A 12,738-nucleotide genomic window follows, 5' to 3' on the forward strand; every position below is an offset into this window, starting at 1 on the left:
CGCGCCGCCCGGCCACGAAAAACGCCCCCCGCGATGCGGGGGGCGTTTCCGTTTTCAGCCGGGACGCGCGGATCAGCGCGCGGCGACGTCCGTGTAATCGCGGGCGGTCGGGCCGGTGTAGAGCTGGCGGGGACGGCCGATGCGCGAGGATTCCTCGACCATCTCCTTCCACTGCGAGATCCAGCCGACGGTCCGCGACAGCGCGAAGATCGGGGTGAACATCGAAGTCGGGAAGCCCATCGCCTCCAGGATGATGCCCGAGTAGAAATCGACGTTGGGGTAGAGCTTCTTCTCGATGAAGTACTCGTCCTCCAGCGCGATCCGCTCCAGCTCCTTGGCGACCTTCAGCGTCTCGTTGTCCTCGATGCCCAGCAGGCCGAGCACCTCGTCGCAGGACTCCTTCATCACCTTCGCGCGCGGGTCGAAGTTCTTGTAGACCCGGTGGCCGAAGCCCATGAGGCGGAAGGGATCGTTCTTGTCCTTGGCGCGGGCCACGGCCTCGCCGACCTTGTCGACGGACCCGATCTCACGCAGCATTTCGAGGCAGGCCTGGTTGGCGCCGCCATGGGCGGGACCCCACAGGCAGGCCACGCCGGCCGCGATGCAGGCGAACGGGTTGGCGCCCGAGGAGCCGGCCAGACGCACCGTGGAGGTGGAGGCGTTCTGCTCGTGATCCGCGTGCAGGGTGAAGATCCGGTCCATGGCCTTCGACAGGATCGGCGAGACCTCATAGGTCTCGGCCGGCACCGCGAAGCACATGTGCAGGAAGTTCTCGGCGTAGGACAGGTCGTTGCGCGGATAGACCATCGGCTGGCCGTTGGCGTATTTGAACGCCCAGGCGACGATCGTCGGCAGCTTGGCGATCAGGCGGATGGTCGCCACTTCGCGCTGCCAGGGATCGTTGATGTCGGTGCTGTCGTGGTAGAAGGCCGACATCGCGCCGACCACGCCGCAGACCACCGCCATCGGGTGCGCGTCGCGGCGGAAGCCGGAATAGAAGTTCTTCATCTGCTCATGAAGCATGGTGTGCTTCGTGACGCGGCCCTCGAAGTCCTCCATCTGCGCGACGGTCGGAAGCTCGCCGTAAAGCAGGAGGTAGCAGACTTCGAGATAATGCGACTTCTCGGCGAGCTGGTCGATCGGGTAGCCGCGATACAGCAGCTCGCCCTTGTCGCCGTCGATGAAGGTGATCGCGGATTCGCAGGACCCGGTGGAGGTGAAGCCCGGGTCGAAAGTGAAAACGTCGGCCTGCGCGTAGAGCTTGCCGATGTCCACGACATCCGGCCCCAGCGTGCCCGAGTAGATCGGGAAATCGTAGTTCTTGCCGTCTAGCGCGAGGGTGGCTTTGCGTCCGGTATCCTTGGCCAAGGTCGTCTCCCCTTATGGCGCGCGCCCGGCTGGCGCGGCGCGTTTTGGACCGGCGCCGGGTCCCGGTGTGGGGGGGACCCGGCGACTATGCGTCTCCGTCAGGTGGCGGAGACGTCGTCAAGTCGTGCGAGGCATTCGTCCCGTCCCAGGGTCGACATGACGTCGAACACGCTGGGAGAGACGGCCCGGCCCGTCAGCGCGGCGCGCAGGGGCTGAGCCACCTTGCCGAGCTTCAGGCCCTCTTGCTCCGCGAAATCTCTTACCGCTTGCTGAAGGGCGTCTTCATCCCAGACGCTATGGTTCCGCAGTTGCGAAGTCAATCGCGCCAGCATGGGCCCGGCGTCCCCCTTCAGCAGGCCGGCGGCCTTGGCGTCGAAGTCCAGCGGACGGTTCGCGAAAATATAATACGCCATGTCCGTCAATTCGTTGAGGGTCTTGGCGCGGTCCTTCAGGCCGGGCATGGCGGCGGCGAAAGTCGACATGCGATCGGCGTCGGGCAGGGGCTTTTGCTGCGCTGCGAAAAGCGCCTTCACCGCCTCCAGAAGGCGGGCGTCGGTGGCGGCGCGCATGTGCTGGCCGTTCAGATGCTCCATCTTCACGAAGTCGATGCGGGCGGCGGATTTGTTGATGTCCTCCAGCGCGAACCAGGACTGGGCCTGGGCGTCGGTGAAGAATTCGTCGTCGCCATGGCTCCAGCCCAGCCGCGCGAGGTAGTTGCGCAGCCCCTCCGGCAGGTAGCCCATGTCGCGATAGGCCTCGACCCCCAGCGCGCCGTGGCGCTTGCTGAGCTTCGCGCCGTCCGGCCCGTGGATCAGGGGGATATGGGCGAAGACCGGCACGTCCCAGCCCAGGCCCTTGTAGATCAGGCTCTGCCGGGCGGCGTTGGTCAGGTGGTCGTCGCCGCGGATCACGTGGGTCACGCCCATGTCATGGTCGTCGACCACCACCGCCAGCATGTAGGTCGGCGTCCCGTCCGAGCGCAGAAGGATCAGGTCGTCCATCTGGTCGGCCTTCCAGGTCACCCGGCCCTGAACCGCGTCGTCGACCGAAACCTCGCCCTCGCGCGGGGCGCGCAGGCGCACCACATGGGGCTCGGCCGGGTCGCCGTCGGTGCGGTCGCGCCAGGGCGAGACGAACATCGGCGGGCGTCCCTCGGCCTTGGCGGCCTCGCGGGCGGCGTCGATCTCCTCCTTCGAGGACCAGCAGCGATAGGCGGCGCCGGCGTCGAGCAGGGCCTGGGCGGCTTGCCTGTGCCGGGGCACGCGCTCGAACTGGCTGACGGCGTCGCCGTCCCAGTCGAGGCCGAGCCAGCTCAGCCCGTCGAGAATCGCCTGGGCGGCCTCGGGCGTGTAGCGGACGCGGTCGGTGTCCTCGACGCGCAGGAGGAACTTGCCCCCCTGGCCTCGGGCGAACAGCCAGTTGAAGAGCGCGGTGCGCGCGCCTCCGATATGCAGATAGCCGGTCGGCGAGGGGGCGAAGCGCGTCACCACCTGTCCGGGTCGTGCGGCCTCGGGGCCGTTGGCGGCGGGGGCGGGGCTTGCGTCGGATGGGCTCATGGTGGATCGCGGTCCGAATTCCTTTAAGGTCGGCGCCGTTATGACAATCGCCCGCCCGCAGGACAAGCCATCCGACGCCCGTCGCCCTATGCGACGTCTCCGCCTCGCCCGGTTCATGCGGGCGGGGGCGGGCGAGGCATGGGCGCGCCTGGTCGAGGCCGAGCGCCGGCGCGCCCCGCTCTGGGCGCCGGTTCTGGTGGCGCTGGGGGTGTGGATCTATTTCGCCCTGGCCGCCGAGCCGTCCAACTGGCTGGTGGCGCTGGCCGTGGCGGGGCCGGCGGCGGCGCTGCCGCTGGCGCTGGCCGGGCGGGCGCCGCCGGCGCTGGCGCTGGCCGCGGCGCTGGTGGCGGCGGGGTTCGCGTCTTCGGCCCTGCGCAGCCAGGTGGTGGCGGCGCCGGTGCTGTCGGCGCCGATCGACGCCACTCTCCAGGGCCGGGTGATCGAGGTCGCCCGCTCGCGCGCCGACCGGCGGCGGGTGACGCTCGCCGATCTCGTGGTCTACGGCCTGCCGCCCGAACAGACGCCCGCCACCGCCCGCATCACCTTGCTGGAAGGCGACTTCGCCCGCCCCGTGCGGCTGGGAGAGCGTATCGAGGTCTTCGCCCGGCTGGGGCCGCCGCTGGGGCCGGTGGAGCCTGGGGGCTTCGATTTCCGCCGCCACGCCTGGTTCGAGGGGCTGGGCGCCATCGGCTTCGCCCGCGGGCCGCTGGTCGGCGCCAATGCCGAAACCGCGGGGACGGCGGAGGCCGACGAGGGGACGATCACCCGGCTGTCGGCCTGGCTGGAGCAGACCCGCGGCGCGATGACCGAGGGCATTCTCGAAGCGCTGCCGGGACGCGAGGGCGCGTTCGCCGCGGCGATCCTGACCGGCGTCCGTTCCGAGGTGCGGCGGGATGAGCTGCAGGACCTGCGCGATTCCAACCTCGCGCATCTGCTGGCGATCTCCGGGCTGCATATGGGGCTGCTGGCCGGGCTGGCCTTCGCCGCGGCGCGGCTGGCCATCGCGGCGGCGCCGGGGCTGGCGGTGCGGATCCCGGCCAAGAAGGCGGCGGCGGGGGCGGCGCTTGCGGCGGCGCTGGCCTATCTGGTGCTGTCGGGCGCCTCGGTCGCCACGCAGCGCGCCTTCGCCATGGCGGCGGCGGCGCTGATCGCGGTGATGATCGACCGGCCGGCGATCTCCATGCGGGCGCTGGCGGCGGCGGCGCTGGCGATTCTGCTGGTGCGGCCCGAAAGCCTGATGGGCGCGGGATTCCAGATGTCCTTCGCCGCCACGCTGGCGCTGGTGGCGATCTACGAGGGCGTGCGGGAGGGCGGCTGGCTGAGGCTCGACCGCGGGTCCGAACGCCGGGTCTGGCCGCGCCGCCTGGCGTTGTGGGGGGCGGGGCTGCTGCTGACCTCGCTGGTGGCGGGGATGGCGACGGCGCCCTTCGCGGCGGCGAGCTTCAACCGGCTGACCACCTGGGGCCTGCCCGCGAACCTGGCGGCGGCGCCGGTGATGGCCTTCTGGGTGGCGCCGTTCGGCGCGCTCTCGGCGGTGCTGGCGCCGTTCGGGCTGCAATCCCTCGCGCTGGTTCCGATGGGCTGGGGGATCGGGTTCATCCTCGACGTCGCGGCCTGGGCGGCGGGGATGCCCGGCGCGGTGCGGCCGGTGCCGGAAGCTCCGGCGGGGGCGATGGGGCTGGTGGCGTTCGGGGGGCTGTGGCTCGCGATCTGGCGCACGCCGCTGCGCTGGGCCGGGGCCGTCGCGGCCTGCGCGGGGCTGGCCCTGTGGACGTTCGGAGCCACCCGGCCGGAGGCGCTGGTGGCGCCTGACGGCGTGGCGATCGGCGTGATGGGCGACCTTGGCCGGGCCGTGGACCGGGCGCGGGGCGCGGGCTACGTGATCGAGACCTGGCTGGCCAATGACGGCGATGCGGCCGACCAGGCCGAAGCCGCGGTGCGGCCGGGCGTGGATCGGGCGGCCAAGCAGGCCTCGGCCGAGTTGTCCAACGGCTGGCGGCTGGTGCTGCTGGAGGGGCTGGTGCGGCCGGATCGGATGGCGGCGGCCTGCGTCCCGCGCACGGTGCTGGTGGCGCCGGCGGCGCGGCAGCCCGGGGTGGGGCCGTGCCTGAGCTTCGACCGGGCCGCGCTGGACCGGCTGGGCGCGCTGTCGGTGACGCCCGAAGGGGACACGGTGCGCATCCGCGGCGCGTTGACCGATGCCATCGACCGCCCCTGGGGCGCTGTCGGACGCTGAGCCCGCGACGGGGGCCCCCGATGTCCGAAGGCGCGTTGGCTGACAGCTCGTCGCAGGCGCCGCGTCTCGCGCGCGCTGGTGGCGACGCGGCGCCCGCGGCGCGCGGCGAGGGCGGCGCGGATGGCGAGCGGCGCGGGACGGCGGGGGCAGGCGCAGGGGCGCGGACCGCATCTCCGCACGGCTGACCGACCATCGAGCCGACGTCTGCGGGACGATCCGGGCATAGCCGGACGGCCGCCGATCCGGCCGGGCTTCGCGCCACGCATTCGACAGGGAAAGGGAGTGTCCACCGCGCGGCGGCGCGCAGGACCGGCGCCCCGACAGGGGGCGCCGGTCCTGCGCGCCGCCGGCGAGGCGTTTTCAGCAAAGGACGCCACGGTCGCCGGAGGCGCCGAGACGGGGACGTTTCACGGGGCCGCGTCAGGGCCGACGCCTCGATCCGCAGAGGCGCGCGGCCCGGGTCTCCCCGGGGGCGCGGCGCCGTCAGTAGGTGCGGATCAGGCCGACCAGCCGGCCCTGCACCGTCACCTGATCCTCCCGGAACAGGCGCGTTTCGTAGAGCGGGTTGGCGGCCTCCAGCGCGATCATGCCGTTCTGGCGGCGGAGGCGCTTGAGGGTCGCTTCCTCCTCCTCCACCAGCGCCACGACGATGTCGCCGTTGCTGGCGGTGTCGCACCGCTCCACCACCACGAGATCGCCGTCATGGATGCCGGCGTCGACCATCGAGTCGCCCTTGACCTCCAGCGCGTAATGCTCCCCGCCGCGGCCGATCATGCCGCCGGGCACGCCGACCATACGCTCCTGGTGCTGTATGGCGGAGATCGGCACGCCCGCCGCGATCCGGCCCATCAGCGGCACCGAGGCCGCGGCCTCCGGCTCGTAACCCGGAATGGCGGAGGCGGCGGCGGGCGCGGGGCGCGCGCCTTCGATCACCCGGGGGCGGAAGCCGGGGGCGGGCTCCGCCGCGCCGCCAAGGCTTTCGGGCAGCTTCACGATCTCGATCGCCCGGGCGCGATGCGCCAGCCGGCGGATGAAGCCGCGTTCCTCCAGCGCCGTGATCAGGCGGTGAATCCCGGACTTGGAGCGGAGGTCCAGAGCCTCCTTCATCTCATCGAAAGAGGGCGACACCCCGTCGACCTGCACGCGCTCATGGATGAAGCGCAGAAGATCGAGCTGTTTCCTGGTGAGCATGACGGCGCGAACCCCTCCGCTTCCTGCGTGGCACCGGCGCGCGAGCCTTTCGCGACCGACGGGTATCTTGCCGTCAAGTTCTACTAACGTTCTTGTTTTGTGTCAACGCGTTCGTGTTCCGCCCCGGTTTTCCGCGCGCGTCCAGGGCGTAAACCGTCAGAGCCGCAGGATCTCCACCGCGGCCCCGGCCGGCATTTCAGGCGCGCCCGCGGGCAACACCGCGAGCGCGTCCGCCTCGGCCAGAACCGAGAGCAGGGAGCTGTCCTGACGCTCCAGCACGCGGACGGAGAGGGCGCCGTCCGCGCCGCGGCCCAGCACGGCGCGGGCGTAGTGCTCGCGCCCGCCATTGGCCACGACGGGGGCGGCCAGCCGCGCCGTCTCCCGCTCCAGCGGCCCGGCCGGCAGCCCCAGCATGGCGTCGAGCGCCGGGCGCAGGAAGACATGCCCGCAGACGATGGCCGAGACCGGGTTGCCCGGCAGCCCGACCATCGGGCGCCCACGCATCAGCCCCGCCATCAGCGGCTTGCCCGGCCGCATGGCGATGCGCCAGAAATCGAGCGCCATGCCGGCCGCTCCCGCCGCGCGGCCCACGAGGTCATGATCCCCAACCGAGGCCCCGCCCAGCGTCACCACCAGGTCGGCGCCCGCGGCCTCCGCGGCGTCGAAGGCGGCGGCGAGGCTGTGCATCGTGTCACGCGCGATCGGCAGCATCCGCGGATCGGCGCCAAGGGCCGCCAGCATCGCGTGCAGCCCGTAAGTGTTGGAGGACACGATCTGATCGGGGCCGGGGGTCTCTCCCGGTTCCACCAGCTCGTCGCCCGTGGCGATCAGGGCGATGACGGGGCGGCGGCGGACCTCGACCCGGGGCAGGTTCATCGCCGCCAGCAGCGCCACATCGCGCGAGGTCAGGCGGCGGGGCGCGGTCAGCCGGTCGCCCTCGGAGAAATCGCCGCCGGCGGGGCGGATATGGCGGGCGTCGTCGAACCCCTCGCGGACCCGGATGCGGCCCGGCGCCGGCGTCTCCGCGTCTTCCTGGATCAGCACCCTGTCGGCGCCTTCGGGGACGGGAGCGCCGGTGAAGATGCGCACCGCCTCGCCCGGGCCCACCGCGCCGGCGAAGCCGCGGCCGGCCTGCGCCTCGCCGATCACGCGGTACTCGGCCCCCGGCGCCAGCCCCGCGTCCCGCAGGGCGTAGCCGTCCATGGCGGAGGCGGCGAAGGGCGGCTGGGTGCGGCGCGCCACGGCGTCGGAGGCCAGCACGCGGCCCGCGGCCCGGGTCAGCGGAACCTCCTCGGTCCCCATGAGCGGCATCAGCGCGATCAGGCGGGCCAGCGCCTCGGGGACCGGCAGCAGCGGCGCCTTGGGCGCGTCGCTCACTCGGCTTCCCAGCGGCCGGACTTGCCGCCCTCCTTCAACACCACGCGGGTGTCGGTCAGGCGCATGCCCCGGTCCACCGCCTTGACCATGTCGTAGACGGTGAGCTGGGCGACGGAGACGGCGGTCAGCGCCTCCATCTCCACCCCCGTGCGGCCGGTGGTGCGCACGGTGGCCTCGATCTCCACCCGGTTGGTGTCGGGCGCGCAGACGAGGTCCACGGTGACCTTGGTGACGGGCAGCGGATGGCAGAGCGGGATCAGGTCGGCGGTGCGCTTGGCCCCCATGATGCCGGCGAGCCGGGCGACCGCGAGCACGTCGCCCTTGGCGGCCTGGCCGGCCTGGATCAGGGCCAGCGTCTCGGGCGCCATGACCACCGCGCCGCGGGCGGTGGCGGTGCGGGCGGTCTCCGCCTTGTCGGAGACGTCGACCATCTGCGCGTCGCCCTTGGCGTCGAAATGGGTGAGGGACATCGGGGTCCGTGCCTCCGGAAGGCGGGGAAGGGAGAGGGCCGCGGCCGGGCGGCTCAGCCGCCGGCCATCGAGACCGGGCGGGTCATGCGCCCGAGGCGACCGGGTCGGCCAGCAGCGCCTTGGTGGCCCCGGCGACGTCGCCCTGGCGCATCAGGCTTTCGCCGATCAGGAAGGTGCGGGCCCCGGCGCGGGACATGCGGGCGAGGTCGGCCGGCGCGAACAGCCCGGATTCGGACACCAGCACGCAATCCGCCGGCGCGGATTCGGCCAGCGCTTCGGTGGTCTCCAGCCGGGTTTCGAACGTGCGCAGGTCGCGGTTGTTGATCCCGATCAGGGGCGAGTTCAGCTTGTGGGCGCGCTCCATCTCCTCGGCGTCATGGACCTCGATCAGCGCGTCCATGCCCCAGGCGATGGCGGCGTCCTCAAGCTCCAGCGCCTGGTCGTCGGAGACGGCGGCGAGGATGATCAGGATGCAGTCCGCCCCGAGCGCGCGGGATTCGACGACCTGCCACGGGTCGTAGAGGAAATCCTTGCGCAGGCAGGGCAGGGCGACGGCGTCGCGGGCGGCCTCCAGGAACTCGGGCGCGCCCTGGAAGGAGGGGCCGTCGGTCAGCACCGACAGGCAGGCGGCGCCGCCATAGCTGTAGGCGCGGGCCAGCGCGGGCGGATCGAAGTCCTCCCGGATCAGGCCCTTGGAGGGGCTGGCTTTCTTGATCTCGGCGATCAGCGCGTAGTCGCCAAGCTCATGCTTGCGGCGCAGGGCGTTGACGAAGCCGCGGGGGGCTTCGGCGCGGCGCGCGGCTTCCTCGACGGCGGCGAGCGGCCGCGCCGCCTTTCCGGCGGCGATCTCGTCGAGCTTGTAGGCGCGGATGCGGTCGAGAATGTCGGTCATGCAGGGGTGTTAACGCGGGCCGGGACGATTTGGAAGAACGGGCTGGCGCCGGTGGGGCGGAAACGGCCTTTTTTCGCGGCGGGGAAGCGGCGGCGGCGGGGAGGTTCCGCGAGGGGATGCGACGACATGGCCACGGGCGGAAAGGGACGCGCGAGGCCAGAAAGGCGGCATGACCTCGAGGACCGAAACCCGATGAGCGGCGCCCGCCGCCCCACGCCGCTGGAACCTGGCCAGACCGGGACCCGCAGGCTGCGCGGACCCGGCTCCGCGGGCGTCGGGGGCTCCGGGGGCGTCGGGGGCAGGTCCGGGCCGGGCGGACCGGGCGCCGAGGCCGGGGCGGAGGCGCCGAAGACCTCGCCCTCCCGCGGCGCATCGGGCGTCCTGCGTCCCTCGCCCTTGCAACCGGGTCAGCGCAGCGCCGCGGCGCGGGCGGCCTTCTCGCCGCCGCCGCGCACGCCGCGGGCGCCGGCCTCTTCCGGGCATAACCAGGGGCCGCCGCTGACCGGGGGCTTCGCGCTCTTCGCCTGGCGCAAGGCCAAGGCCGAGGCCTGGAAGCCGCCGCATCCCGAGGTGCTGCGGCGCCGGGTCAAATACGCCGCGGAATGCGGGCTGACCTATCGGGAATACACGCTCGAGATCATGGAGCGCGGGCGCTGGCTGACCCCCGAGAAGGACGCCGAGCGCATCGCCCGCATCATCGCGGAGCGCGGCTGACCCCGCCCGAAGCCGCGCGTCGCCCGGCCCGCGGGCGGCCGCGTTGCGCCCGCGCGGCGCTTCGCCCGGTCGCGTGCGGCCCGGTCGCCTGCCGCGGCCGTCGCCATCCCGCGGCTTCGGTTCCGCGCGCCGCGGGCGCCCCGGTCCCACCGGCGCGCCCTCGACGCGGCGCCCGGCTCAGGCGTCCAGCACCTCGCCCAGAAAGTTCCCCATCGCCTGAAAGGAGCGCCGGTCGGCGTCGGGCGAATACATCGCCCGTCCGGGCGTGTTCGCCCCCGGCGTGGTGAAGGCGTGGACCGTCTGGCCATAGGCGTGGATCTGCCAGTCCGCTCCGGCCTCGGTCAGCTCCGTCGCCAGGGCCAGCACCGTGTCCGGCGTGGCCAGGGGATCGTCCCAGCCATGCAGCACCAGAACCTTGGCCGAGATCGGGTTCGCCGGCAGGGGGTTCGGCGTGAACACGCCGTGCAGCGACACCGCGCCCACCAGCCCCTCGGGCGCCGCCCGCGCCAGATCCAGCGCGCAGAGCCCGCCGAAGCAGTAGCCCGCGGCGGCGATCCGGCCCGCGTCGATCTCCGGCAGCGCCTTGAACGCGTCGAGCGCCGCCAGCAGCCGCGCCCGCAACCCCGCGCGATCCGCGACCATGCCCTGCATCCGCACCATGGGGTCGACGTCCTTCGCCATCTCCTCCACCCCGTAGGGGTCGAGCAGCAGCACCGGCCGGCCCGTGGCGGCGAGCTTCTCGGCATTGGCCTTCATGCCGGGAATCACTCCCTGGAAGGCCGGGGCCATCAGCACGGCGGGAGCGGGGGCCGAGAGCCCCTCGGGCAGGCACAGCCAACCCCGGCAGGCGGTCGCGCCGTCGGCATAGTCGAAGTCTCGGGTGGCGATGGCGGTCATGGGCGGGGCTCCCTGCGGTGTTTTCCGGATCAGCCGGCAGGGAAACCGATGCGGGGAGGATTGGGAAGGCGATTCCCCCTGATCCCCCTGAGGCGCCCGGATCCGCCGCGCCGGGACCCTATGCGCCGCAGCGCGTCCCCGCGTCCGTCCCCCGGCCCGGCCAGGCGCAGCGTCGAGGGCGACGACTCGGACCGAAACGGATCCGTCCCCCGCGCCCCCCCGCACGGCGACGGGGGCATATGCGACCGTCGCGTGGCCAGGTCGGACCCCGGCCCGGTCCCGGCTCAGCCGGAGGTGATGCGGGCCAGCGCCTCGGCCTTGGCGCGGGCGCGGCCGGCGTCGATGGCCTCGGCCGCCATGGCGGCGCCTTCCTTGAGATCCGAGGCCGCGCCTGCCACCACCAGCCCCGCGGCCGCGTTCAGCAGCACCGCGTCGCGATAGGCCCCCGGCGCGCCGTCGAGCAGCGCCTTGAGGGCGGCGCCGTTGGCCTCCGGGGCGCCGCCCTCGATGGCCTCGAACGGGTGGACGGGCAGGCCCGCGTCCTCGGGATGGATCTCGAAGTCGCGCAGGGCGCCGTCACGGGTCTCCACCGCGGCGGTGGTCCCGGCGATGGAGATCTCGTCGGTCCCGTCCGAGCCATGCACCAGCCAGGCGCGTTCGGTCCCGAGCGCGCCCAGGACCTCGGCCATCGGGCGCAGCCAGGCCGCCGAAAAGGCGCCGGTGAGCTGGCGCGTCACGCCCGCCGGGTTGGTCATCGGCCCGAGCAGGTTGAACACCGTCCGGGCGCCGAGTTCCGCCCGCGCCGGCCCCACGAAGCGCATGGCGGGGTGGTGCATCGGGGCCATCATGAAGGCGATCCCGGCCTCGTCCAGCGCCTTCTGCGCGATCTCGGCGGGGACCATGACGTTGACCCCGATCACCGACAGCGCGTCGGCGGAGCCCGACCTGGACGACAGGTTGCGGTTGCCATGCTTGGCCACCGGCACGCCCGCCCCCGCCACGACCAGCGCCGCGGCGGTGGAGATGTTGAGCGTGCCCTTGCCGTCGCCCCCGGTGCCCACGATGTCGATCGCCCCTTCGGGCGCCCGCACGCGGGTCATCTTGGCGCGCATCACGGCGGTGGCGGCGGCGATCTCGTCCACCGTCTCGCCCCGCGCGCGCAGGGCCATCAGGAAGCCGCCCATCTGGGCGGGCGTGGCCTCGCCGGACATGATGGCGTCGAAGGCGGCCTCGGCCTCGGCGCGGCTCAGGGGGGCGTCGGCGGCCTTGTTGATCAGCGGTTTGAGCGCATCCGACATCAGGCCAGCGCCTCCATCCGGGCCTGCGCCGGGCCGGTGGGCACGCCCCAGGCGGGGGGCAGGGCGGCGGGGTCCATCAGCCCGGCGGCGACCAGGAAATTGCCGACCAGGCGGTGACCATGCTCGGTCGCGATCGACTCGGGGTGGAACTGCACCCCGTGGATCGGCAGGGTCCGGTGCTGCAGGCCCATGATCACGCCGGACGAGGTGTCGGCGGTGATCTCGAGGGCGTCGGGCAGGGTCTCCCGCTCCACCACCAGCGAATGGTAGCGGGTCGCGGTGAAGGCCTGCGGCAGGCCGGCGAAGACGCCCTTGTTCTCATGCCCGATGACCGAGGTCTTGCCGTGCAGCACCTCGTGGCAGCGGATCACCCGCCCGCCGAAGGCCTGGCCGATGGTCTGGTGGCCGAGGCAGACGCCGAACAGCGGCAGGGCGGCGTCGGCGCAGGCGGCGACCATGTCGAGGCAGATGCCGGCGCGGTCCGGGTCGCAGGGCCCGGGCGAAAGCAGCACGGCCGAGGGGTTCAGCGCCATCGCCGCGGCGGCGGTCATGTCGTCGTTGCGGATGACCTTCGCCTGGACGCCGAGCTCGCCCACGTAATGCACGAGGTTCCAGGTGAAGCTGTCGTAATTGTCGATCAGCAGCAGCATGTCCCGGACCTCCTTGATTGTGACGCCGCCGGCGCGCGGGAAGGCGCGGGGCGGAGGGCGGGGGCGACGTCGCGGCGCGGCCTGCGCTG

At 73.0% G+C, this 12,738-nt stretch carries 11 protein-coding genes; 2 read left to right on the top strand and 9 right to left on the bottom strand.

Annotated features, from left to right (window positions below; genetic code table 11):
* Positions 1-72 precede the first annotated feature (72 nt).
* Positions 73-1,368: a citrate synthase gene (gene gltA / locus BLV24_RS02410; protein WP_092679533.1), complete on the bottom strand. Its 1,296-nt coding sequence runs from the start codon at positions 1,366-1,368 to the stop codon at positions 73-75.
* 98 nt (positions 1,369-1,466) lie between these two features.
* Positions 1,467-2,924, bottom strand: coding sequence for a glutamate--tRNA ligase (gltX, locus tag BLV24_RS02415; RefSeq protein WP_092679534.1), 1,458 nt, complete (start codon positions 2,922-2,924; stop codon positions 1,467-1,469).
* A gap of 88 nt (positions 2,925-3,012) precedes the next feature.
* Here gltX and BLV24_RS02420 point away from each other — a divergent pair, with 88 nt between their 5' ends.
* Positions 3,013-5,160: a ComEC/Rec2 family competence protein gene (locus BLV24_RS02420; protein ID WP_176954596.1), complete on the top strand. Its 2,148-nt coding sequence runs from the start codon at positions 3,013-3,015 to the stop codon at positions 5,158-5,160.
* Between the two features lie 483 nt (positions 5,161-5,643).
* On the opposite strand, the gene lexA is transcribed toward BLV24_RS02420, so the two are convergent.
* The 4 genes from lexA to trpC all read right to left on the bottom strand — a co-directional run bounded on the left by lexA (position 5,644) and on the right by trpC (position 9,090).
* Positions 5,644-6,351 (bottom strand): transcriptional repressor LexA, encoded by a 708-nt coding sequence (lexA, locus tag BLV24_RS02425; RefSeq protein ID WP_092679536.1) that lies wholly within the window; start codon positions 6,349-6,351, stop codon positions 5,644-5,646.
* A gap of 156 nt (positions 6,352-6,507) precedes the next feature.
* On the bottom strand, positions 6,508-7,704 hold the full coding sequence (locus BLV24_RS02430; protein WP_092680230.1) for a molybdopterin molybdotransferase MoeA: 1,197 nt from the start codon (positions 7,702-7,704) through the stop codon (positions 6,508-6,510).
* Between the two features lie 20 nt (positions 7,705-7,724).
* A complete protein-coding gene (gene moaC, locus BLV24_RS02435; protein ID WP_092679537.1) occupies positions 7,725-8,198 on the bottom strand; it encodes a cyclic pyranopterin monophosphate synthase MoaC in 474 nt (157 codons plus the stop codon).
* An 82-nt stretch (positions 8,199-8,280) separates the two neighbouring features.
* Positions 8,281-9,090, bottom strand: a complete 810-nt coding sequence (trpC, locus tag BLV24_RS02440) for an indole-3-glycerol phosphate synthase TrpC (protein ID WP_092679538.1) — start codon at positions 9,088-9,090, stop codon at positions 8,281-8,283.
* A gap of 192 nt (positions 9,091-9,282) precedes the next feature.
* On the opposite strand from trpC, the gene BLV24_RS02445 reads away from it, so the two are divergent.
* Positions 9,283-9,804, top strand: a complete 522-nt coding sequence (locus BLV24_RS02445; protein WP_092679539.1) for a hypothetical protein — start codon at positions 9,283-9,285, stop codon at positions 9,802-9,804.
* 177 nt (positions 9,805-9,981) lie between these two features.
* Here the strand turns inward: BLV24_RS02445 and BLV24_RS02450 are convergent, their stop codons facing one another.
* From BLV24_RS02450 to BLV24_RS02460, 3 genes are all read right to left on the bottom strand, one after another.
* Positions 9,982-10,701, bottom strand: coding sequence for a dienelactone hydrolase family protein (locus BLV24_RS02450; protein ID WP_092679540.1), 720 nt, complete (start codon positions 10,699-10,701; stop codon positions 9,982-9,984).
* Between the two features lie 284 nt (positions 10,702-10,985).
* Positions 10,986-11,999 (bottom strand): anthranilate phosphoribosyltransferase, encoded by a 1,014-nt coding sequence (gene trpD, locus BLV24_RS02455; RefSeq protein WP_092679541.1) that lies wholly within the window; start codon positions 11,997-11,999, stop codon positions 10,986-10,988.
* Positions 11,999-12,649: an anthranilate synthase component II gene (locus BLV24_RS02460; RefSeq protein ID WP_092679542.1), complete on the bottom strand. Its 651-nt coding sequence runs from the start codon at positions 12,647-12,649 to the stop codon at positions 11,999-12,001. The genes trpD and BLV24_RS02460 overlap by 1 nt, the downstream gene beginning before the upstream one ends.
* Between the last annotated feature and the right edge of the window lie 89 nt (positions 12,650-12,738).

This window comes from Albimonas donghaensis, assembly GCF_900106695.1.
Classification (GTDB): Bacteria; Pseudomonadota; Alphaproteobacteria; order Rhodobacterales; family Rhodobacteraceae; genus Albimonas; species Albimonas donghaensis.

Bases quoted from the DNA above. Each gene is read 5' to 3' on its own strand.
- gltX (WP_092679534.1), bottom strand. From the start codon at position 2,924: ATGAGCCCATCCGACGCAAGCCCCGCCCCCGCCGCCAACGGCCCCGAG.
- BLV24_RS02450 (WP_092679540.1), bottom strand. From the start codon at position 10,701: ATGACCGCCATCGCCACCCGAGACTTCGACTATGCCGACGGCGCGACC.
- trpD (WP_092679541.1), bottom strand. From the start codon at position 11,999: ATGTCGGATGCGCTCAAACCGCTGATCAACAAGGCCGCCGACGCCCCC.
- BLV24_RS02420 (WP_176954596.1), top strand. From the start codon at position 3,013: ATGCGACGTCTCCGCCTCGCCCGGTTCATGCGGGCGGGGGCGGGCGAG.
- BLV24_RS02460 (WP_092679542.1), bottom strand. From the start codon at position 12,649: ATGCTGCTGCTGATCGACAATTACGACAGCTTCACCTGGAACCTCGTG.
- BLV24_RS02445 (WP_092679539.1), top strand. From the start codon at position 9,283: ATGAGCGGCGCCCGCCGCCCCACGCCGCTGGAACCTGGCCAGACCGGG.
- moaC (WP_092679537.1), bottom strand. From the start codon at position 8,198: ATGTCCCTCACCCATTTCGACGCCAAGGGCGACGCGCAGATGGTCGAC.
- trpC (WP_092679538.1), bottom strand. From the start codon at position 9,090: ATGACCGACATTCTCGACCGCATCCGCGCCTACAAGCTCGACGAGATC.
- lexA (WP_092679536.1), bottom strand. From the start codon at position 6,351: ATGCTCACCAGGAAACAGCTCGATCTTCTGCGCTTCATCCATGAGCGC.